Below are 20,964 nucleotides of genomic sequence, written 5' to 3'. Positions count from 1 at the left end.
TTTATTGGTTTTAGTTTTTGACAATGAAATGCAGCGATGTTGATAAACTAAATTCGTTAGCATAAAATTACTAACTAATTTAGCATAACAAAACCAAAGACCATGAATGGGGAAAACTTTTATTATTCAGCCTATAACGGTTCGAAAGATTTTTCGCAGCAAAATGTTCGCACAGCCAACGCTACCGGATTTGGCGCTGCCGCTGATGATTATGCCGAACGCGGCATAGACCTGAACGAACAACTCATTAAAAACAAGCCCGCTACTTTTTTTCTCCGCGTGAACAGCGATGCCATGAGCGGCGCGGGCATTCACATTGGCGACGTAGTGATTGTGGACAGGTCATTAGAGCCAAAGAACGGAAAGATTGTGATTGCGGTGGTGGATGGAGAGCTGTTGATACGAAAGCTTGAAGTGACAGAAGGCAAAAAGCTCTTGCATGCGGCCAATAAAAAATTACACTCGATTGATGTGACGGATAAGCTGAAGTTGTGGGGCGTAGTGACGTACATTATTCACAACGTTTAACGAAACAATACACTCATGTATGCCATCGTTGATTGCAACTCCTTCTATTGCTCCTGCGAAAGAGTGTTTCAGCCGAAGTGGGATGACAGGCCCGTGGTTGTGTTGAGCAACAACGACGGCTGCATCATTTCCCGCAGCGACGAAGCAAAAGATCTTGGCGTAGAAATGGCCGGCCCTTATTTTATCGCAAAGCCGTTGATTGAAAAATACAACGTCGGCCTCTTTTCCTCCAATTACAATTTATACGGCGACATGAGCATGCGGGTAATGGACACCTTGCGTCATTTGGCCGGCGATCGCAACGTAGAAGTTTATTCGGTTGACGAATCCTTTGTGAATTTATTTTTTCTGCCACAAAACAAGCTTCGGGAATTTGCGATGGAGTTGCGTCACACAGTTGAAAGGTGGACAGGGGTCGCCGTATCGGTGGGTGTAGCGCCGACAAAAACGTTAGCCAAGCTGGCCAACGGCATTGCAAAAAAATACAAGCGGCAAACCGAATGCGTTGCCGTTTTGGAAACCGGTGAAAAAATTGCAAAGGCCCTGCGCATAACGCCTGTTGGAAAGCTTTGGGGCGTTGGTGGCCGGTCGCAAAAAAAACTAAACGATCTGGGCATACATACCGGCTGGGACTTGCGCAACATGCCCGAAGAATGGGCAAGGAAAAATTTGGGCGGTGTTGTTGGCGTACGCTTGATCAAAGAACTGCGCGGCGAAGAAGCCATCGTGATGGACACGTATGAAGACAAAAAAATGATTGCCACAACCCGCATGTTTGGCAATGCGGTAACGGCACTCGCAGACATCAAGGAAGCCGTGGCAACGTACACGGCAAGAACGGCGGAAAAACTTCGGAGACAGAACAGCGCCGCGGGAATGATTAACGTGTTTGTGGTAACCAATGAAAAAGAGAACAGAAAAGCCGTCAATCCGCATTTCAGGCACGGACCAACGTACAGTTCACACATCGTTTTGCCTTATCCTACTTCGCAAACAAACGAGTTGATAAAGCCAGCCATTGCCCTGGCTGAAAAACTTTACCGGGAAGGCAAGCAATACAAAAAGGCCGGCGTTGTTTTAAGCGGCATCGTACCCGATGATGCCATCCAGGCAAATATGTTTGAGCAACAAAAAAGCATTGGCCGTTTTTTGATGGAGCAGATTGACAACATCAATTTCAGCATGCGGGGCGACGTGGTGAAATTTGCTTCGTCGGGCACAAAAAGAAACTGGAAGATGCGGCAGGACTTTCAAACACCGCGTTATACCACAAGATGGAATGAGTTGTGCAAAGTAAGTTGATTGGTTGACCGGTTGATTGGTTGAAAGCAATAACGCCAATCAATCAATCAGCGCTTCCTTCATCAACAATTCGGCCGGTGTATAGTGCTCCTGCGTGGCGCTTAATTTTTCCAACAACGCAACAATATTTCTCACCCCTATTTTCTCCGCCCATTCGAACGGCCCGTAAGGATAAGCCGTTCCAAGTTTCATGGCTGTGTTGATTTCATCTTTAGTACTCACACCTTCGGCCAGCGCAAGAAAAGCTTCGTTCACAATGGTGCTCACAACTCTTGGTGTAACAAAGCCCGCTTCGTCGGGCAGCCATTGAAGTTCTTTGTTCCACAACGCGAAAACAGCTTCTGCTTTTGTTTTCAATCCGTTGTTATTGCAAGCGGCTTCTATTATCGAAGAAGACAGAAATGTATTCCATCCGTTGATGCGGATGAAAGAAGCGTGTGTTTCGCTTAGCGTATGCACAACGCTGTTTACGATGACGGGCTTTGGCAACAGTTGTTGCAATACCTGTTGACGTTCGATAGTATTTACAAACTTTAAATCAACAAAAGCATCTGCGTTTCGGTGTTGCGAAAACTCCTGTACGGTATTTATCCAAACAACGTTAGCCGTCATCTGGCTGCGCAACAATTCTTCCTTCTGAAGTACACCGGCTAAAACAACAATTTGCATAAACGCGAATTACACGAATTAATACCAATTGCACAAATGCCAAAATGGTTACGAAATTAATTCGCCAGAATTCATCCAAATTCGTGTAATTCGTACTATGGAAAAGAAAATCATCAACACCAAAAACGCTCCAGCCCCCATTGGCCCGTACAACCAGGCCGTAATGGTTAACAATACACTTTACATCTCCGGCCAAATCTGCATTGATCCTTCCACCGGCAACTTAAAAAACCGCGACATACAAGACGAAACGCACCAGGTAATGCAAAACCTGAAAAGCATTTTAACCGATGCAGGCCTGAGCTTCGACAACGTGGTAAAAACAACCATCTTCATTACCGACATGAACCGGTTCAGCGAGATCAACGAGATATACGGCAAATATTTTTCAGGCTCCTTTCCGGCACGCGAAACGGTGCAGGTAAGCGCTTTGCCCAAAGGCGTAAACGTTGAAATCAGCACGATCGCCGTTGCATGATTATTCCGCATTTCGCAGATATGAAATATCTTAATGGCTCTGCAAACGCAGGGCTTTTTTTATAAAAGATTCGAATTCCTTTTCACCCAAACCGGAACGCAATTATGATTGCCTGGCTTAAACAACGGTTGTTCAAAATCATTCTTTGGCTGACAAATAAATTTTCGTCAAGCCCCAAAAAAGACAAGGTGTTTGAAGGGCTGAGCAAAGTAATGCGGGGCATTGAAAACGGGAAGGAAAGCAAAGGTGTTGTCATTCCTTTCGACGAGAAAGAAGGCCGCTTCATTATTTTTTCCGACCAGCACAAAGGCGCCGGTGATGGTGCTGATGACTTTCGGCTATGCGAAAACAACTACCTGGCCGCACTTGATTTTTACGATCAAAACAATTTCGCTTTCATTGCGCTGGGCGATTGCGAAGAACTGTGGGAAAACAGATTGACAGCCGTTGTAAAGCACCAGCAACAAAGCTTTCAACGTTATCAAAAATTTGTTGCGCAGGCCCGGTTTTACAAAACCATTGGCAACCATGACCTGGATTGGAAGAACGATCCGCTGACCATTGCACAAATCAAAAAATTGTTTGGAGGCGACGTTGGCATTTATGATGGCGTGTTGATGCAAACAACCGTTGCGGGCAAGGAGCTAAAAATATTTTGTACGCACGGCCACCAGGGAGATGCAGCGAGCGACGGCAATTGGTTCAGCAAATTTTTTGTTTCCAAAGTTTGGGCGCCTTTGCAAATTTGGTTGAAGATAAATCCGAACACACCCGCTTACGATGCGCAACTAAAAACGCTGCACAACCGGCTGATGTACGAGTGGAGCGCAGAACAAAAAAACGTATTGCTGGTCACCGGGCACACGCACCAGCCGGTGTTTGAATCGCTCACGCACATTGAACGGCTCTACCGTCAATTGTTGCAGGCGCAAGCCGATGGCAACGAGCAGTTGATACACGAAACCGAGGCGGAAATTCAAAAACGCAAATTCGAATACAACCACGTATCGAAAGATTATCTCAGCATGAGGCCAACGTATTTCAATTCCGGTTGCTGCTGCAACAGCGACGGCGACATCACGGGGATTGAAATTGAAGGCGGTTGTTTACGCCTTGTAAAATGGGCCGTTAACGACGGTGTGTCCAGTCGTGAAGTGTTAGAAGAAGAAACACTCGAAGCCTTGTCCAAGGCCATTGACTAATCAGCTATACTACTCCCTGTTTTTTCAGGAACGACAGGAAAGATGTTCATTCAATGCAAGCCTGAAAAGTTTTTTTGGTCGGCAAAAACGTAAATCGTCCCAAGCCATTAAATCAGCAGTTGGCCTTCGCACGTTTACCGTAAATCTCACGGGTAATATTTCACGTAGGTTTTACGGTCCGGCCTGTAAATTCTAATAAAAATCACACCCCGCGAAAAGCGTGAAAGTGCAGGGTTTCTAAAAAGGAGAAGGCGGTAGCTTTAGGAAACTAAATTTTACCTTATGAAAACAATCCGCTACTCTTTCCTCGCAGCAATGTTTGCTCTGACCGTTGTTTGTGTGCTTCCGCACAAAGCCCTTGCCAGCAAAGAACGACCGCTTGTTATAAGCAAGCAAACATCTGTCTTTGGTTCCTTCCGAACGCACCGGCAAGGAAAAGGCATAACCGCCGTTTGGAACCTTGCATCGGCTGACGGCGTTGTGGGCTTCAGTGTACAACGTACCTATGAAGACCCAACCGACCCTTATGCATATTGGGAAGACGCCGGATCTGTACCGTTTAACAGCACGCGGTCTTTTACGTTTACCGACAGCGAAGTTTTTCCAGGTACAATCAGTTACCGAATCGTGGCTCTTATGACCGATGGCACAACATCCGTATCGGATGTTTCGCAAGTGCGCATCGTTAGCCACAAGTAAGATTTCAACAAGCGGTGAAAACAAACAAAGCTTCACCGCTTGTTGTTCTCCCTAACGTTAAAACAACCCCTATGAAAACAACTTTAGTTTTCACGCCTCTTTTCTTTGTCTTTACCGTAAAAACTTACAGCCAAATTACCACACCCGTTATCCGGGCAAATTTTGGCGTGGACGGCGATCTTCGGTCGAACTATTTTAACGGTTTCGTCTCTTCGGGCAACGACGACTGGTTTCTTTATCCCGGCTCTTCCGGTACAGGTCAATTTATTATTGACACTACAGGCGCTGCCGCTATTGTAGCAGGCTATAACAGCAATATTGCCTCACGCCGGCTGCCGTTTTACCGCAACATGCGTTTTCCTGCTTATACCGTTATTAACAATCGCCTGATGCTTGATGCTGTTTTCATTCGTGACTATCACGGCGATGATTCCACTGTTTTTTCTGGCGGCAACAAAAATGGCGACAGTCCGGGTAACTGGCAGTGTCCCGTTTCGCAAGGCGTCCCCGACAAGAACGATATCCTTGACATGATGGTGCATGTAAGGCGTGCTGGGCCAAACAGAACGGACTCGCTTTGGATGTTTGGCGGCCTCTCGCTGGACAACACCACCGGCAACCGGTATTTCGATTTCGAGATGTACCAAACCGATATTTATTACGACCGTAGCACGCGACAATTTTATGGGTACGGTCCTAACGCCGGCCACACAAGTTGGGAATTTGATGCGGCGGGCAACATTACAAAACCCGGTGACATCATCTTCAGCGCAGAGTACCAAAGTTCATCGCTCAGCAACATTGAAGCTCGTATTTGGGTAAACAGCGCAGCGCTTTCTCTTACCCCCACTTCTTTTGATTGGACCGGGCAATTTGACGGTGCCACTACCGGCGCCACCTATGGCTACGCCAGCATTAAACCCAAGGCCTCTGGCACGTATTACACGGGGCTTCAATGCAGCAACGGAACTTGGGGCGGACCCTTTTCGGTTGTCTTGCAAAGCGATGCTCTGATGACTGATTACGCAGCAAAACAATTTGTAGAGTTCTCGGTAAACCTTACAAAGCTGGGCCTTGATCCCGTAACGCTTTTGGGCAGCAACAGTTGCGGTATGCCCTTCCGCAGAATCCTCGTTAAAACAAGATCCTCTGCTTCATTTACATCAGAATTAAAAGATTTTGTGGGGCCGTTTGACTTTTTCTTATCGCCTCGTGTAGAGGCACTCACGGCTACACCGTATATCTGCGAAGGATCGAACATTGCAGAAGTAGATGTAACCAATCCGGTAGCCACATCGGTTTACCAATGGACAACCCTCAATGGCAATATCATTACCAGCCCTACGGGTACAACCATCTTCGTAAACAAACCAGGCACGTATATCGTAACACAATATTTGCAGGAAGGATGCTCCGCCTACGCAAGCGATACGGTGCAGGTTTTCCAAATGCCTTTGTGCACTGTACTTCACGCCAACGGCATTTTTGATTTTAAGGGCACGCAAGCCAATAAAGAACTCCGGCTTAGCTGGCGGGTGCAGGATAATCTTCAAGCCCGTTCTTTTGAGGTACAACAAAGCACCGACGGCGTCAACTTTATAACCATCACCACTGTTTATCCCCAACCCTCAGCAGCACAAAGCGCCGCTTACGCTTTTCAGATTCCCAATGAATTGAATGGAGCACGTTATTACCGCATCAAGTTGATGAGTGAGGATGCCCTTTTTAATTACAGCAATGCTCTCCGTTTTACGCCGGTTACAGAAAATCAAAACAACCGTTTGCTTGTTTATCCAAACCCCGTAAAAGGAACTGCGCAATTGCAAGTAATATCTCAAAAAGAAGTTGAAATGAAAGTTGAAGTTTATAACACTGTCGGCCACAGCGTGCTTGCCACAACCGGTTACGCTCAGCGGGGCATAAACGCTCTTCATCTTGATAACTTAACCTGCCGCACAAGAGGCGTTTGCATTGTGGTTGTCCGTTTGGGCGATGAAACCTTATCCCAAAAGATATTGGTTGAGTAAACAAAGCCGTGCAGAATTGCAGCACAAAAAAGAAGAGCGTTTCATATTCGAAACGCTCTTCTTTTTTACAGTGAGATATTATCACTTTAATTTAATGACCGGCCGCAGTTTGTAGCCGTCGTTTTCTTGCTTGATAGAAAGAGCGGCATCAAAATCAAGAACAAAAGAGTTAAGTGTTTCGCCGAGGTGCTTGTCAATTTTAATCTTTAACCCACTTTCGCTTCCGCTGGGAATAACAAGCGGCTGCATAACACCGTTCACTTTAACCGTGTTTCTCGATCCTAAAATAAAACGCACTTCCTTTAGAATACCCGTGGGTGCAGTGCCTGTGGCCAAGGTGTCCATGATGCCGTTTTGCAAGGCCAACAGGTTGTACACGCCGGCTTTAGTGTTTAGTGAGATCCAGTCCGTTGTGTCCTTGTCAAGTTTTACACGGATGTCCGTAATGTCAACGTTTACTTCGTCAAAGTCTGTAGGGTTGTCGGTTAGGACGATTTGTACGGGCACTTGTTTGTCTTCTTTCTTGCAAGCGAAAAGCACTGCGCAAAAAGAAAAGGCTGCGAGAGAAAGTTTCCAGTTCATAGGTAACGTTTTAGTTGTGCAAAGGAAGAAAGAAACATGCCAAAAAAAGAAGCCTTGCGGGATTTACGCAACATTGCGCAATAAACTTTTCTTCGTCCGTAATTGTACGAAGGGTAACGACAAAGCGAGGATGCATTACCGGCGCCGAAGCATTCGTAACCGGCTTAATGTGCTTGACAAAGTGTTGGCTAATTTGTATGCTTTGGAGCCTTTAATGTCCTGCAGTTCTTCACTTAGCTTTTTCATTTTTATGATTAAAGCAAAAGGCGAAACATACTTGTTGATGTAATGCAGTGTAAGCCAATCGTGAAAGCCGTCTTTGTTTGGTTGCAGGCCGCTCAGGCCGCGTTCATTGTATAACGTAATGATCTTGTCAATGTATTTTGTTTTAATCGTTGCGTCTTCAAAACATTTTACGTTCAAGTCGTAATCGGCGTGAACGAAGTATTTCAAATCATACTTGCCAATGCGTTCAAAAATTTCTTTTTTGTAGAAGATGGCCTGATGGCAGATGCTGATTTGTTCACCGATTAACTTTTCCAAACTCGATTCACCGGAATAAATTCTTTTGGCATGCTTAAAAAAAACATTGCCGTAGATTAAATCAACGTCCACGTTCTTTGCGTCGGCAAAAATCTCTGTCAACACATTACTAGAAAAAAGCTGATCGTCGCTGCCCAAAAAAAGCAGGTAGTCACCCTTCGCTTTGTCTATGCCCTTGTTCATAGCGTCGTAAATACCGTTGTCTTTTTCGGAAACATAAGTGATGAAGGAAGACTGCGCCTGATACTTTTGCAAGAGCGAAACCGTACCGTCTTTTGAAAGGCCGTCTATAACTATAACTTCTTTGTGCGGATAGGTTTGCTGTACGATGCTTTGCAGGCATTCTTCAAGCGTTGCTTCTGAATTGTAGGTTGGAATTATGATGCTTACAACAGGGTTCATCTAAATTGTTTTAGCGGTCATGCTTGTTCACAGTGCGCTGCGATAAAAATAGAAAAAGCACCAGCGGCAACGAAAATTGGTTCGTCTAATTATAAAAAAAATGGCAGTCAAAGACTGCCATTTTTTATTTGCTGATTTTGGTTTTATTGTTTCACCATTTTCAGTTGTTGCTTGGCCGCGCCCTGAGATACTTCGATGTAATACAAACCTGCACGGTATGTGCTGCCGATTTGAATGGTTTGATTAGCAGGAACGCTTGTGCGTTGCTCAATCAAACGGCCGGTCATGTCGGTAACTCTAATGGAAACGTTTTCTGTTGAAACACCGCTCACCTGGATGTTGAAGCTGCTTCTTGACGGGTTGGGGTAACCGCTAACCGTAAAGGCGTTGCTAAGTCCCATTGAAGCCGGGTCACTGCTTCGCGAGGTTGTTGTCGGATTTCCGTGTGCGTCAATTGGGCAACCGAGGTTGTTATAGCCGTCAATTGTAGTTCCCAAGGCCAATATTTGATTCCTGTCGCATGTAGCAAGGGCAGCGTTCACCATGTTCTGTAATTGTACAGGGCTCAATGGATAGTCTACGCGGGGATCAGCGGCGTTTAACAAGCCCGCAACTGCGGCACGTATCAAGATAGTAACCGCGCCGTTGATACCAGGGCCACCGCCGCCTTGCAGTGATTGCATCAAGGTTTGGCTGCCAAATGAGGTCAAGTTGCATGTAGAGGAACCCGTGCCATTCGGGAAGGTGAAATACATACTGGCAAGATCATTTGCCGAATAACTAGCCGGCCAAACAGCAGGATGATTTTTCCAGAAGCCAGGAGTGCAACCTTCGTTACCCAAACAAGTGTTGGGTCCAAATTCTACAATGTAGAGCTGTGATTCAGTGTTAAACCAGTCGTTCCAAAAACCTTGGTGCTTTCTTCCCAAACCGCCGGCACTGTTATCCGGCCCGTCACCAAACGCCAACAATTGAACATAGTCTTCACCGTTTGAATTGCCGCCCTTTACAACGTTATTTGGTTCACATAATAATCCATTAAAGGGACTAGGGGTTGTTCCGCAATCCCAATTTCTAAAGTCGCTGCAATTTTCACCGTTAGACCATAAGAAAGTACCCTCAGAAGCTTGGTCAGTCAATCCAATCCAGGGATTTCTCTTATCGTAGTAAGAACCTTCACCCGCTGGATTTCCTGGCGTGTAGTTTACAGAAGGCTGTCCAAGACCACTGGTAATGAGATAAGTTTTGTACAAGTTATACACGCAATCGTTTTCCCCCTGTGAGGTAAGGGTAGCCAAATAACCTTGTCCGTTGGCGATCGTCATCGCGGCCGTATTAGCAGCTGGCCAGAGAGCTTCACCTTTTGATACGTAATAATAGTGTGGTTGTCCGCTCACCATACAAGAACCGAGATAATCATAACCAGCGATTGCATTGCCCGTTTGGGCTTGAAGAAGATTGGATGCTAACAAGGAAGCGCCGAGCAGAGCTTTCCCTGTGTTCTTCTTCAGAAAATTGAGTACTGAAGTTGCCATAATCATTAGTTTTTGGGGTTATAAAAAAGGAAATATGCCAAACTAAGCTTGAACGTTCAAGCAGCTTTCAGGACAATGGTTGGCTCATCAAAATAGGAGATTAGGTTCGGCTTGGGGAGTCTGGTGTTTCAGAGGTAAATCGTGGCGTATTCAAAGGAAGGTGATACAAATGTAGAGGAAGTGAACGCAACTAACCAAATAAATTAAAATTTATTTCAAGGCGAAATTTTGATAGGTAAGGTCATGTCGAACGAAGCTAAATTTGCCGGCTATGCAAGAACTGATAAACGCCGTTACGCAATTGTACAAAACCTGGTGCGGAAGTGAACCCACAAGCGTAGATGTCATTCAGCAATCGGGCAGCGACCGCCGCTACTTTCGTTTGCACGGCAACGAATGCAGAACCGTTATCGGTACGCACGGGTTGAATGTGCCCGAGAACGAAGCATTTATTTATTTCTCCGGACAATTTCACAAAAAAGAATTGCATGTTCCGGAGATCATAGCCGTAAGCGAGGATGAAACGGTTTACTTGCAGGAAGACTTTGGCGATACGTCACTCATGAACATCCTGGAAGAGAAAGGCTGCGTGCCGGAGGTTTATGAGCTGTTCAAAGAAAGTTTGTATCAATTGGTCCGCCTGCAGGTAAAGGGCGACGAAGGCCTGAACTACGAAAAGTGTTTAACCAACAAGGAGTTTGGCAAGCAAGCCATCATGGCCGACCTGCTTTATTTTAAATACTATTTTCTGGATGCCTTGCACAAACCTTACGACAAGCAACGGCTGATTGACGACTTTGAAGCCTTAAGCAATTATCTCACGCATACCGAATACAAGTATTTTATGTTTCGTGATTTCCAAAGCCGGAACATCATGGTAACAGAGGATAAGCAAGTACACTTCATCGATTACCAGGGTGGCATGAAAGGCGCCCCGCAATACGACGTGGCCAGCATGTTGTGGCAGGCAAGAGCAAACCTTCCCGACGAATGGAAAACAGCTTTGCTGGAAGAGTACATGGATTCCTTTGAAAACGTTATCAGCACAACGATTGACCGCGATGTTTTTCGCAGCCAATACAACGGCTATGTTTTGATACGCCTGTTGCAGGTGCTGGGTGCTTACGGCTTTCGGGGCTTGTTTGAACGTAAGGCGCATTTCTTAACCTCCATTCCGCAAGCGCTAAAAAACCTAAAATGGTTTGTTGACAACAACAACATGGGCATTGCGGTGCCGGAGTTCCAAAAGGTGTTGCAACTTTGTATTGACAATGAAATTATGGCCCGCTTTACGCCGGTGCAGGCTGATGCAAACACACCACTCCACGTAAAAATTTGCTCCTTCTCTTACCGCAAAGGCATACCCGAAGACAAGAGCGTTCACGGTGGTGGTTTTGTGTTCGACTGCCGCGGCATTGACAACCCGGGTCGTCACGTGGAGTACAAAGAAATTCACGGCCGCGACCGGCCCGTGATGGAATACCTCGAGCGGCAAACACGCATGAATGATTTTTTAAATTCTGTTTTCGACATCGTGGACATTTCGGTGGAAGAATACATTAAACGCGGGTTTGATCACCTAACGATAAACTTTGGCTGTACCGGCGGTCAACACCGGAGCGTGTACGCGGCCGATGCCACGGCAAGGCACTTGCGCAACAAATACAAAGTGAAGATTGAACTCTGTCACCGCGAGCAAGAAGCGAAAGGGTGGAAGAATCCTTTGGGTTCATCGTACCCCGCTTTAAAAAAAGAAGACGAATGAAAGCCATGATCTTTGCCGCAGGTTTGGGCACACGCTTCAAACCCTGGACTGACGAACATCCGAAAGCTTTAGCGATCGTAAACGGAAAAAGTTTATTGCAACGCAACGTTGAATACTTGCGGCAATACGGTATCAAAGATGTTGTTGTAAACGTTCACCATTTCGCGGATCAAATTGTTGATGCGATTGAAAAGGCAAATGGCTGGGGAAGCACCATCACCATCAGCGATGAAAGCAACGAAGTATTGGAAACCGGTGGCGGTTTGTTGAAAGCTAAAAATTATTTAGCAGGCGAAAGTTTTCTTACCATCAACGTTGATATCCTCACCGATGTTAATCTCACCGCTTTCATCAGTTATCACCAACAGCAAAGTGCAGACATAACGTTAGGTGTTACAAATCGTACAACAAGCCGCTATCTTCTTTTTAATGAAAACAGCCGTTTGTGCGGCTGGCGAAATATTTCAACAGGAGCAGAACGCATTTCTTTTCACTCCGACAACTACATTCAAAAAGCTTATAGCGGATTAGCACTTTTCGAACCATCGATTTTTAATGCCGTCAAGCAAACCGGGAAATTTTCGTTGATTGACGTTTATCTTTCGCTTGCATCAACACACAAGATTATCGGTTATGATCACAGCGAAAGCCGCGTACTGGATGTAGGCAAACCCGAAAGCGTCGCTCTTGCCGAATCAATGTTTCCTTAAATCGTATGCAGGGTTTACGGCACAAGATTTACAGGGATTCTCTTTCTGTAATTTCACCGCTCAAGATTTTTACCAATGAAAAAAACAATGCTGGCCTTGTTGGCCAATTTTGGTTTGTTGATCGTGTTTGCGCAAACACCAACAAGTACCGTTTCCAAGTTCAATCCGAAAGCCCTTTGGGATTTGCAGTTTTATCCCACCGCACCCAACGAATACCGCTCGGCCAACGGTGCTCCGGGACCGAAGTATTGGCAAAACCGCGCCGATTACAAGTTGAACGTTACGCTTGACACAACACAGCACAAGGTTTCCGGCGAGGTTGAAATCAGTTACACCAACAACAGTCCCGACAACCTTAATTATTTGTGGCTTTACGTCGAACAAAATATTTATCGCGCCGACAGCCGCAACGCATCATCACCCGCAGGCACAGGTGGACGTTACACAAACGCGATGTTTACCCAAGGCGATGTAATTAAATCCATCTCGGTTGAAGTGGACGGGAAGAAATTTACGCCGCAGTACAACGTCACCGATACACGCATGCAGGTATGGTTGCCGCAAGCCTTGAAGGCGGCAGGCGCAAAAGCAAAACTGAACATCGCTTACGAATTTACCATTCCGGAATACGGCACCGACCGCATGGGACGATTAAAAACGGCGAACGGCTGGATTTATACCATCGCTCAATGGTACCCGCGCATGTGCGTGTACGATGACATCCAGGGATGGAATACAAATCCGTATTTGGGTCAGGGTGAGTTTTATTTGGAATACGGCGATTTCGATTACAGCATTACCGCACCATCTAATTTAATCATCGTTGGTTCGGGCGAATTGCAAAATGAAAAGGATGTTTTGACATCGCAACAAATAGAGCGATTGAAAGAAGCCCGCAACAGCGACAAGACCGTTGTTATTCGCAACGTTGCAGAAGTAACCAATCCGAAGTCGAGGCCTTCTGGTGCAAACCTTACATGGCGCTTTAAAATTCAGGCCGCAAGAGACGCGGTTTGGGGTGCATCAAGAGCCTTTGTATGGGACGCAGCAAAAATGAATTTGCCCAGCGGCAAAAAAGCATTGGCCATGAGCGTTTATCCCGTTGAAAGCATCAAGCAAAACGGTTGGCAACGCAGTACGGAATTCATCAAAGCTTCCATTGAATACAATTCGCAAAAATGGTTTGAATACTCCTATCCTGTTGCGGTGAACGTGGCGGGCATTGTGGGCGGCATGGAATATCCGGGCATTGTGTTTTGCAGTTATCAATCAACCGGCGCCGATTTGTGGGGCGTGGTTGATCATGAATTTGGTCACAACTGGTTTCCCATGGTGGTGGGCAGCAACGAACGCAAATATGCCTGGATGGACGAAGGCTTCAATACATTTATCAACGGTCTTTCTACAAAAGCCTTCAACAAAGGCGAGTTTGCAAACTTCTCCTATTTCGCAGGCGAAGAAATGCTGAAGTTCACCTTTAACGACAAGATGGACCCGCTCTTTACCACAGCCGATGCCATCACCGAATTTAACCTGGGCACAGCCGCTTACGACAAGCCTGCGAAAATGCTGAATGCCTTGCGCGACGTGGTTTTGGGGCCAGAACGCTTTGACCGTGCATTCAGAGAATATATTGCGACCTGGGCTTACAAACATCCAACACCCTGGGATTTTTTCCGCTCCATGGAAAATGCCGGCGGTGAAGATTTGGCCTGGTTCTGGCGCAGTTGGGTGTTTAACAATTACAAGTTTGATGTAGCGGTAAAAAGCGTATCGCAAACAGGAACGGCTCCCCAAACCGGCTATGCCATCACCTTACAAAACGTAGAGCAAATGGCGATGCCGGTGCCGGTATTGATTAAAGAAGCAAACGGGAAAACGCAATCGCTGACCATTCCCGTTGAAGCCTGGATGCGCGGCAGCGAAACAACATTTTATGTTTATCCCGACAGCAAAATCACCGAGGTGGTTCTTGATCCGGAGAAAAAACTACCGGACTTAAACAGAAAGAACAACGGGTGGAAGCCGGCGATGTAAGTAAACTGGTTTTAATAAGGAAAGGATTTGCGATGCAAATCCTTTCTTTTATTCAGACTTAGTAAGCTTATGCTGTCCAATGGCTAGTGCTTATCTGAAGATACTTTTTGTTCCTGCAATAAAAAGCGGCCCAAAGGCCGCTTCAACTTTATGGAGATACCCAGCAGAGTGAACCCACTAATTACTCATCACTCATTTTTTGTACTGTGGAATGATGCCGTTTGCCAGTTCCACCATTTTGGCAATGCCGTCATCGGGCAGTGCGCCTTTCTTAAACTGTTGCAACACATCAGGCAATTTGCTTTCCATTTCCATCAGGAATTGTTCTTCAAATTCTCTCACCTTGCTTACGGGAACGTCGCGCAGCAAGCCTTGCGTGCCCAAATAAATAATGGCCACTTGCTTTTCCACCGGCACCGGCGAGTACTGCGGCTGCTTCAAAATTTCCACGTTGCGGGCTCCCTTGTCAATTACGTTCTTCGTGGCCGCGTCAAGGTCGCCGCCAAATTTCGAGAAGGCTTCCAGCTCACGGTACAAAGCCTGATCAAGCTTCAACGTACCGGCCACTTTCTTCATGGACTTGATTTGTGCGTTACCGCCCACGCGGCTTACAGAGATACCCACGTTAATGGCCGGACGAATACCCGCGTTAAACAAGTTTGATTCAAGGAAGATCTGCCCGTCAGTGATAGAGATCACGTTTGTTGGAATGTAAGCCGATACGTCACCGGCCTGCGTTTCAATGATCGGCAACGCCGTTAACGAACCACCGCCTTTTACCAAGTGACGAATGCTTTCGGGCAAGTCGTTCATTTGCTTTGCTACTTCGTCATTCGCAATCACTTTGGCCGCACGTTCCAACAAGCGGCTGTGCAAATAGAATACGTCACCAGGATAAGCCTCGCGGCCCGGCGGACGACGCAACAACAAGGATACTTCGCGGTAAGCAACGGCCTGTTTGGAAAGGTCATCATAAATAATCAGGGCCGGACGTCCGGTGTCGCGGAAAAACTCACCAATGGCCGCACCCGCAAACGGCGCGTAGAACTGCAACGGCGCAGGGTCAGATGCAGATGCTGCAACAATAGTGGTGTAGGCCATTGCACCCGCATCCTGCAAAGTCTTCATCACACCGGCAATGGTGGATGCTTTTTGACCGATGGCAACGTAGATACAGTAAACGGGCTTGCCCGCTTCAAAGAATTCTTTTTGGTTGATGATGGTGTCAAGACAGATAGCTGTTTTACCAGTCTGGCGGTCACCAATTACCAATTCACGTTGACCACGGCCTACGGGAATCATCGCATCAATGGCTTTGATACCCGTTTGCAGCGGCTCTTTCACTGGCTCGCGATAGATCACCCCTGGAGCTTTGCGTTCCAGCGGCATTTCATAGCGTTCGCCGGAGATGGGGCCTTTGCCGTCAATGGGTTCGCCGAGGGTATTCACCACGCGACCCACCATGCCTTCGCCCACTTTAATGGAGGCAATTTGTCCGGTGCGGCGCACTTTCGAACCTTCCTGCAGTGTGCCCATTTCTCCCATTAATACCGCACCCACATTGTCTTCCTCCAGGTTCAGGGCAATGCCTTGCACGCCGTTTTCAAATTCCACCAGCTCGCCGGCGCGAACGTTTCCGAGGCCGTACACACGGGCAATGCCGTCGCCCATTTGCAAAACGGTTCCCACTTCTTCCAGGTCGGCGCTGGCGTTAAAGCCGCTCAACTGCTGGCGCAGGATGGCACTTATTTCATCTGGTTTTATTTCTGGCATAGTATCACTAATTAAGAATTAAGAATTATGAGTTATGAATCGTTTCGTCTGAGTTTGAGAAGACTCATGATTTCATTCATAATTCTTAACTCATAACTCATTATTGTTAACGCTATCTTACTTTGTAAATAAAATCGTTGTTCTCAAATTGACGTGAAATGTTTTTTAAATCGTAGGCAATGCTTGCGTCAATCAGCTTGTCGCCAGCCTGCAACACAAAGCCACCAATGATGTTCGGATCAACGGTTTCTTCTAATTCCAGTTTGTCAAAACCGCCGGTCTTTTTCACTTGTGCGATGATTTCATTTTTTAGTGCGTCGCTCACCGGAACCGCCGTTGTCAGCTTCACGGTTTGAATGCCTTTGTGTTCTTTATATTGCTGAATGAAAGAAGTGATGATCTCGGGCAAAACAGCCTCCCGGGCCTTGCTTGTCATCAGTTCAATAAAGACGGTCGTAATCGGGCTAACCTTGCCGGCTGTAACTGCGTTTATAGCTTTAATTTTTGTATCAGCCTTGATGACGGGACTGCGCAGCAAGCCTAAAAAATCGCGACTGCCTTTAATCAGTTGTTGCAGGTAAAGCATGTCGGCGTGCACCGGCTCCAACTGGCCTTTTTCAGCGGCTAAATCAAGCAGCGATTTCGCATAACGGGAGGCAACTCGTGGGTTCAACATTTAAAACGATATTGAGACATTGGTGATTGGGGTATTGCAATTCGACAGTTTGGTTTCCGTCAATATCGCAATATCTCAATATAACAATATCCTGTTTCTTAATTCAGTTTTACATCGTCCACCATCGCTTTGATGTGGGCTTCCTGGGCGTCTTTGCCGGCCAGTTCTTTGCGCAGCACTTTTTCGGTTACTTCCACTACCAACTTGCCTACCTGGTTTTTTACTTCCGTGATGGCCGCCATTTTTTGCGCATTGATTTGTTGTTGCGCTTCGGCAATGATTTTATTGGCTTCGGTTTTTGCTTGCTCTTTTGCCTCGTTCACAATGCGGTCTTTTGTATCGCGGGCTTCTTTCAGCATCAGGCTTCTTTCTTCACGGGCCCTGGCCATCAGCTCTTCGTTCTCGTTTTTCAGTTGCGCCATTTCACGCTTTACGCGGTCGGCACTTTCCAACGAATCAGCAATGGTTTTTTCACGCTGGTCAAGTGATTTTAAAATCGGGCCCCAGGCGAACTTGCGCAGCACGATGAACACAATAATAAAGGCCAGCGCCGTCCAAAAGATCAACCCTAATTCCGGTGTCAGTAAACGCATATACTTAATGTGATAATTTGATAATTCGATAATTTGATAATGAAGTTTTATTCGCTCAGACCTTCTTCATTACCGCATCAGCACAGTGGTTAACCAGCTAATTAAAACCGCATCCGCCGCCCTGTGCTTTGGATGCGGTTTTGTTTTTTTAAACGAACATCGCCAGAATACCGGCAATTACGGCAAACAGCGCTACACCCTCAATGAAGGCTGCAGTCAGGATCATGTTTGCACGGATGTCGTTAGAAGCTTCTGGCTGGCGTGCAATAGACTCTACCGCACCGCGACCAATTTGTCCGATACCGATACCGGCACCGATGGCCGCCAGGCCAGCGCCAATAGCACCACCGGCATTTGCCCATGCTACCGTGCTTACCAAAGTGAAAAGTAAACTCATGTTTGTTCTTTTATAATGATGAATAAATCCAAAAGCCAAGATTGTTGTTCGTTGGTCGTTAGCCGAAGAGCGAACGGGCAACTGTCAACGGACAACGATCAACTTAAAGAATCAGCGGTTCCGTTGGCGGCTCGCCGTTGTGCGCACTTTCTACCGTATGATGCCCGTCTTCGGTGGCCTGACCAATGAATACCGCGGTCAGGTTGGTGAAGATGAAGGCCTGGATGAAAGCCACCAAAATTTCAATCACGTAAATGAATACCGCAAAGGCAATGGAAATGGGCGAAAAGCCAAGACCAACGCCGGTGCTCAGGTGACCGAAAATAAATATCAGCGAAACCAAACAAATAATGATGATGTGACCGGCCAACATGTTGGCAAACAAACGGACGATTAAAGCGAACGGTTTTGTGAACATGGAAAGTATCTCCACCAAAATCATCAAGGGCTTGATGCCGTGCGGCACCGGCGGCCAAAAAATGTGTTTCCAGTAATGTCCGTTACCGCTGAACGTGATTACCAGAAAAGAGATGATGCCTAAAACAAACGTAAAGGCAATGTTGCCCGTTACGTTGGCCGAACCGGGAATTAAGCCAAAGGCCGTGTTGATTAAAATGAAAAAGAAGAGTGTCAGCAGAAGCGGCATGTACTTCCTGTAATGGGGGCCCATGTTTGGCTTTGCCACTTCGTCGCGAATGAATTGCACCACGGGTTCGATGGCGTTTTGCCAACCCTTTGGCGCCGAGGTAATGCCTTGGCCAGTGCTGTAACGTTTGGCAATGGAAAGCATCAGCCAAACCAAAAGAGCGAGAGCGATGAACATTTGCACCACGTTGCGGGTAATGGAAAAATCGTACACCTTGCGGTCAATCGGATTTCCATTGTTGTCAACGGCAACAATTTGCTCGTCCTGCAAAAGGCGGATTTGATCTTCTCCCATGCCTTTTGCCTTCAGGTTTTCGCGGTAACTTTCGGTAACGATGCGGTATCCGTCGTAAGCTTCTTCGCCGTGGTGAAAATTTCCTGAACTAAAAAAAGCAAAGCCTCGTCCGGGTTCATAAAGCAAAACAGGCAGGGGAATGACCGCATGATGCTGTTCGCCGCCGCCGCCAACCCAAGAGAAAAAGTGAAACTGGTGGGCATCCATCACGTGACCGAAGATGACTTCGTTGGCATCAAAGGCGCCTTTCTTCTCGCCTGCGCCGCCTTTTTCATCAGCTTTCTCGGGCATTTTGTCTTCGCGTTGCAGTTTGCTATTGCTATCGGGGTCGCCTTGGGCAAAGGACGTATAAGAAAAGAACACCAACAATACGCTAAAAACCGCTACAGACAAGGATTTGATTCGCCTTAAAGCCATCACGTTTCTGAAATTTGGCGCAAAGATAAGGGGGCACGCCTAAATAGAAAACGGCTTTGAAAAGAAAAGGGCGGCAATTTTCAACCACGCCAACGCTTTTAACCAAACAAAAATGAAGCAGCAGGCAAAGCTCTTTTACCTCATCTGCTGCTTCATTTTTACGGGGTTTAATTAACCTGCCAGTAGCGAATGTTCTGCGTCGGGGAACCCGTATCATCGTCCGCAGAAAGAAGGCCAATGCCTTTTGCATAATACGAAGTGAAAGGACCGCCGCCAGGAACATCCTGCCAGCCGGAATTGGCAACATTTGCCTGGATCTTATACTGTACTTTATAGACGTTCGTAAACGTTTTGCCGTTCACCGTTTTGGTTGCGTTTGCATCAACGCAAGTATAAGCAAAGCGAATGGTGGTGGGCAAACCGGAGTACGTAGCCGAGATGTCCGTGGTCCAGGTGGCGCCGGTTGCCAGCGTGTTTTTCAAAAACAACACGTCAAACTTTGCCTGGCTCAGCGTAACGCCCGCCTGGCCAAAGCCCGAACCCGTTGTGTCGAAAGATTGGTAATAAAAGCCGGTGGCGGCGTCTTTACGGTAATACTCGGTATAGAACGGGCCGGTAGCGTCGGAGTAAACAAACTTCTGGTAAGTCTGCGTGTTGCCGGAAACGGTAATACTCTGCGTTCCGTTAACGGTTACTTTAAACGTATCGGAATTCTTAATGTCGTCGTAAGTCCACCAACTGCCCTGGGTTGTTGGGAAGTAATCGGTGTTTTGTGTTACCGTTCCGCTGCCCACCGTAACGGTAAACGAGCAGGTTTGGCCGTCGCCGAAATTAATATTAAAGTTGTTGGTGCCGGCCGCCGTGGGCGTGCCTGTTGCCGTTAGCGTAACGGTGTTTGAACCTGCGGTAGCTGTGTAAGAAGTTGGCCCAAACGAATAACCATTCACAGTATTGGTGCTCACACTATAATTACCGGCTGTTGCGTACGTATGCGTAAACACTGCGGTGTTTGCTGCGACAAGTACCGTACCCGCGGTATAAGTTCCCTGTACAACAGAGGTGCCACAGCCGGTGCCACCACTGCTGCCACTAACCGGTATGGAAATATCGCAGAAACTCGAATCGAAAAAGACCGTAAAATCATCGGTGCCAGCGGTGACCGGTGTGCCACCGCCTTTTAGTCGCACGGTGTTTGTTCCGGTGCCCGAAAAGGTGCCGGTAGTTTTAAAAGCATAACCGTTTACGGTGTCGGTAAAGATGGTGTAAGGTCCAGCGGTGGTTACGTTTACGGTCACTTCTATATAGTTGCTATCGTTTAGCGCTCTACCCGGCGCATAACTGCCGGCCACCGTTTTCGGCAGGCAATCGCCAGCCGAACTTTGCAAGCTGCCTTTTGCGGCAGTGCCGTATTCAATACTGGTTTCCTTTTGGCAGGAGTAAACGATTCCAAGGGTCAATGATCCCAACAGCCCAATAAGCAAATACCGCATATCAGTTTCGAATTTTCGGCTAATCTATTCCAATTTCCAGAATCCGGATACACAAAAGCCGTTTTCAATCAAACGCAAAGAAGGCTGTAATCGTATGCAAGGCGGCTATTTTTCTTCGTGCCGAAACGTTTGCATTTTCCAAGAGACTTCGTTGCCCTGGTTTCCGGCGACAAATCACTCTTGCATGCAACAACCGGCG

General features: G+C 46.8%; 19 protein-coding genes. 9 read left to right on the top strand and 10 right to left on the bottom strand.

Going from position 1 to position 20,964, the window contains the following annotated elements:
* Window positions 1-102 precede the first annotated feature (102 nt).
* Entirely contained in the window at window positions 103-528 is a 426-nt protein-coding gene (locus FSB75_RS18610) for a LexA family protein (protein WP_146790555.1), read from the top strand.
* A gap of 15 nt (window positions 529-543) precedes the next feature.
* The gene (locus FSB75_RS18605; protein ID WP_146790553.1) at window positions 544-1,830 is read left to right on the top strand and encodes a Y-family DNA polymerase; all 1,287 of its coding nucleotides are present in this window, start codon (window positions 544-546) and stop codon (window positions 1,828-1,830) included.
* Window positions 1,831-1,869: 39 nt separating this feature from the next.
* Here the strand turns inward: FSB75_RS18605 and FSB75_RS18600 are convergent, their stop codons facing one another.
* A complete protein-coding gene (locus FSB75_RS18600; protein ID WP_146790551.1) occupies window positions 1,870-2,499 on the bottom strand; it encodes a 3-hydroxyacyl-CoA dehydrogenase family protein in 630 nt (209 codons plus the stop codon).
* Window positions 2,500-2,596: 97 nt separating this feature from the next.
* On the opposite strand from FSB75_RS18600, the gene FSB75_RS18595 reads away from it, so the two are divergent.
* The 4 genes from FSB75_RS18595 to FSB75_RS18580 all read left to right on the top strand — a co-directional run bounded on the left by FSB75_RS18595 (window position 2,597) and on the right by FSB75_RS18580 (window position 6,905).
* Window positions 2,597-2,977 carry a RidA family protein gene (locus tag FSB75_RS18595; RefSeq protein WP_146790549.1) on the top strand — a complete coding sequence of 127 codons (381 nt, stop codon included), beginning with the start codon at window positions 2,597-2,599 and terminating at the stop codon, window positions 2,975-2,977.
* Between the two features lie 104 nt (window positions 2,978-3,081).
* Window positions 3,082-4,179: a metallophosphoesterase gene (locus FSB75_RS18590; protein ID WP_146790547.1), complete on the top strand. Its 1,098-nt coding sequence runs from the start codon at window positions 3,082-3,084 to the stop codon at window positions 4,177-4,179.
* 282 nt (window positions 4,180-4,461) lie between these two features.
* On the top strand, window positions 4,462-4,878 hold the full coding sequence (locus FSB75_RS18585) for a hypothetical protein (protein ID WP_146790545.1): 417 nt from the start codon (window positions 4,462-4,464) through the stop codon (window positions 4,876-4,878).
* A 71-nt stretch (window positions 4,879-4,949) separates the two neighbouring features.
* The gene (locus tag FSB75_RS18580; RefSeq protein ID WP_146790543.1) at window positions 4,950-6,905 is read left to right on the top strand and encodes a T9SS type A sorting domain-containing protein; all 1,956 of its coding nucleotides are present in this window, start codon (window positions 4,950-4,952) and stop codon (window positions 6,903-6,905) included.
* Between the two features lie 81 nt (window positions 6,906-6,986).
* On the opposite strand, the gene FSB75_RS18575 is transcribed toward FSB75_RS18580, so the two are convergent.
* From FSB75_RS18575 to FSB75_RS18565, 3 genes are all read right to left on the bottom strand, one after another.
* A complete protein-coding gene (locus FSB75_RS18575; RefSeq protein WP_146790541.1) occupies window positions 6,987-7,487 on the bottom strand; it encodes a DUF4382 domain-containing protein in 501 nt (166 codons plus the stop codon).
* A gap of 135 nt (window positions 7,488-7,622) precedes the next feature.
* Window positions 7,623-8,432 carry a glycosyltransferase family 2 protein gene (locus FSB75_RS18570; RefSeq protein WP_146790539.1) on the bottom strand — a complete coding sequence of 270 codons (810 nt, stop codon included), beginning with the start codon at window positions 8,430-8,432 and terminating at the stop codon, window positions 7,623-7,625.
* Window positions 8,433-8,575: 143 nt separating this feature from the next.
* Window positions 8,576-9,967 (bottom strand): T9SS type A sorting domain-containing protein, encoded by a 1,392-nt coding sequence (locus tag FSB75_RS18565; RefSeq protein ID WP_172623217.1) that lies wholly within the window; start codon window positions 9,965-9,967, stop codon window positions 8,576-8,578.
* 271 nt (window positions 9,968-10,238) lie between these two features.
* Here FSB75_RS18565 and FSB75_RS18560 point away from each other — a divergent pair, with 271 nt between their 5' ends.
* The 3 genes from FSB75_RS18560 to FSB75_RS18550 all read left to right on the top strand — a co-directional run bounded on the left by FSB75_RS18560 (window position 10,239) and on the right by FSB75_RS18550 (window position 14,479).
* Window positions 10,239-11,732: a RapZ C-terminal domain-containing protein gene (locus FSB75_RS18560; RefSeq protein WP_146790536.1), complete on the top strand. Its 1,494-nt coding sequence runs from the start codon at window positions 10,239-10,241 to the stop codon at window positions 11,730-11,732.
* Complete coding sequence (locus FSB75_RS18555) at window positions 11,729-12,442, top strand: nucleotidyltransferase family protein (RefSeq protein ID WP_146790534.1); 714 nt, start codon at window positions 11,729-11,731, stop codon at window positions 12,440-12,442. Before FSB75_RS18560 ends, FSB75_RS18555 begins: the two co-directional genes overlap by 4 nt.
* 75 nt (window positions 12,443-12,517) lie before the next feature.
* The gene (locus tag FSB75_RS18550; RefSeq protein ID WP_146790532.1) at window positions 12,518-14,479 is read left to right on the top strand and encodes a M1 family metallopeptidase; all 1,962 of its coding nucleotides are present in this window, start codon (window positions 12,518-12,520) and stop codon (window positions 14,477-14,479) included.
* Window positions 14,480-14,671: 192 nt separating this feature from the next.
* Here FSB75_RS18550 and atpA read toward each other — a convergent pair whose 3' ends face one another.
* The 6 genes from atpA to FSB75_RS18520 form a co-directional block, all read right to left on the bottom strand.
* Entirely contained in the window at window positions 14,672-16,252 is a 1,581-nt protein-coding gene (atpA, locus tag FSB75_RS18545; RefSeq protein ID WP_146790530.1) for a F0F1 ATP synthase subunit alpha, read from the bottom strand.
* Window positions 16,253-16,364: 112 nt separating this feature from the next.
* Window positions 16,365-16,928 carry an ATP synthase F1 subunit delta gene (atpH, locus tag FSB75_RS18540; RefSeq protein ID WP_146790528.1) on the bottom strand — a complete coding sequence of 188 codons (564 nt, stop codon included), beginning with the start codon at window positions 16,926-16,928 and terminating at the stop codon, window positions 16,365-16,367.
* A gap of 98 nt (window positions 16,929-17,026) precedes the next feature.
* A complete protein-coding gene (gene atpF / locus FSB75_RS18535; protein WP_146790526.1) occupies window positions 17,027-17,521 on the bottom strand; it encodes a F0F1 ATP synthase subunit B in 495 nt (164 codons plus the stop codon).
* A gap of 148 nt (window positions 17,522-17,669) precedes the next feature.
* Window positions 17,670-17,918, bottom strand: coding sequence for an ATP synthase F0 subunit C (gene atpE, locus FSB75_RS18530; RefSeq protein ID WP_146790524.1), 249 nt, complete (start codon window positions 17,916-17,918; stop codon window positions 17,670-17,672).
* 103 nt (window positions 17,919-18,021) lie between these two features.
* A complete protein-coding gene (gene atpB, locus FSB75_RS18525; RefSeq protein ID WP_146790522.1) occupies window positions 18,022-19,275 on the bottom strand; it encodes a F0F1 ATP synthase subunit A in 1,254 nt (417 codons plus the stop codon).
* 167 nt (window positions 19,276-19,442) lie between these two features.
* Window positions 19,443-20,765, bottom strand: coding sequence for a hypothetical protein (locus FSB75_RS18520; protein WP_146790520.1), 1,323 nt, complete (start codon window positions 20,763-20,765; stop codon window positions 19,443-19,445).
* Window positions 20,766-20,964 lie beyond the last annotated feature (199 nt).

Origin of the sequence: Flavisolibacter ginsenosidimutans, assembly GCF_007970805.1 — a bacterium.
Lineage (GTDB): Bacteria > Bacteroidota > Bacteroidia > Chitinophagales > Chitinophagaceae > Flavisolibacter > Flavisolibacter ginsenosidimutans.
The sequence above is the reverse complement of the archived record's forward strand: the minus strand, read 5'-3'. Positions and strand labels throughout refer to the sequence as shown.

Excerpts from the sequence above, each read along its gene's own strand:
- FSB75_RS18570 (WP_146790539.1), bottom strand. The coding sequence starts at position 8,432 with ATGAACCCTGTTGTAAGCATCATAATTCCAACCTACAATTCAGAAGCA.
- FSB75_RS18560 (WP_146790536.1), top strand. The coding sequence starts at position 10,239 with ATGCAAGAACTGATAAACGCCGTTACGCAATTGTACAAAACCTGGTGC.
- FSB75_RS18555 (WP_146790534.1), top strand. The coding sequence starts at position 11,729 with ATGAAAGCCATGATCTTTGCCGCAGGTTTGGGCACACGCTTCAAACCC.
- atpA (WP_146790530.1), bottom strand. The coding sequence starts at position 16,252 with ATGCCAGAAATAAAACCAGATGAAATAAGTGCCATCCTGCGCCAGCAG.
- atpB (WP_146790522.1), bottom strand. The coding sequence starts at position 19,275 with ATGGCTTTAAGGCGAATCAAATCCTTGTCTGTAGCGGTTTTTAGCGTA.
- FSB75_RS18565 (WP_172623217.1), bottom strand. The coding sequence starts at position 9,967 with ATGGCAACTTCAGTACTCAATTTTCTGAAGAAGAACACAGGGAAAGCT.
- FSB75_RS18580 (WP_146790543.1), top strand. The coding sequence starts at position 4,950 with ATGAAAACAACTTTAGTTTTCACGCCTCTTTTCTTTGTCTTTACCGTA.
- FSB75_RS18585 (WP_146790545.1), top strand. The coding sequence starts at position 4,462 with ATGAAAACAATCCGCTACTCTTTCCTCGCAGCAATGTTTGCTCTGACC.
- FSB75_RS18575 (WP_146790541.1), bottom strand. The coding sequence starts at position 7,487 with ATGAACTGGAAACTTTCTCTCGCAGCCTTTTCTTTTTGCGCAGTGCTT.
- atpF (WP_146790526.1), bottom strand. The coding sequence starts at position 17,521 with ATGCGTTTACTGACACCGGAATTAGGGTTGATCTTTTGGACGGCGCTG.
- FSB75_RS18600 (WP_146790551.1), bottom strand. The coding sequence starts at position 2,499 with ATGCAAATTGTTGTTTTAGCCGGTGTACTTCAGAAGGAAGAATTGTTG.
- FSB75_RS18520 (WP_146790520.1), bottom strand. The coding sequence starts at position 20,765 with ATGCGGTATTTGCTTATTGGGCTGTTGGGATCATTGACCCTTGGAATC.
- atpH (WP_146790528.1), bottom strand. The coding sequence starts at position 16,928 with ATGTTGAACCCACGAGTTGCCTCCCGTTATGCGAAATCGCTGCTTGAT.
- FSB75_RS18590 (WP_146790547.1), top strand. The coding sequence starts at position 3,082 with ATGATTGCCTGGCTTAAACAACGGTTGTTCAAAATCATTCTTTGGCTG.
- FSB75_RS18550 (WP_146790532.1), top strand. The coding sequence starts at position 12,518 with ATGAAAAAAACAATGCTGGCCTTGTTGGCCAATTTTGGTTTGTTGATC.
- FSB75_RS18610 (WP_146790555.1), top strand. The coding sequence starts at position 103 with ATGAATGGGGAAAACTTTTATTATTCAGCCTATAACGGTTCGAAAGAT.
- FSB75_RS18595 (WP_146790549.1), top strand. The coding sequence starts at position 2,597 with ATGGAAAAGAAAATCATCAACACCAAAAACGCTCCAGCCCCCATTGGC.
- atpE (WP_146790524.1), bottom strand. The coding sequence starts at position 17,918 with ATGAGTTTACTTTTCACTTTGGTAAGCACGGTAGCATGGGCAAATGCC.
- FSB75_RS18605 (WP_146790553.1), top strand. The coding sequence starts at position 544 with ATGTATGCCATCGTTGATTGCAACTCCTTCTATTGCTCCTGCGAAAGA.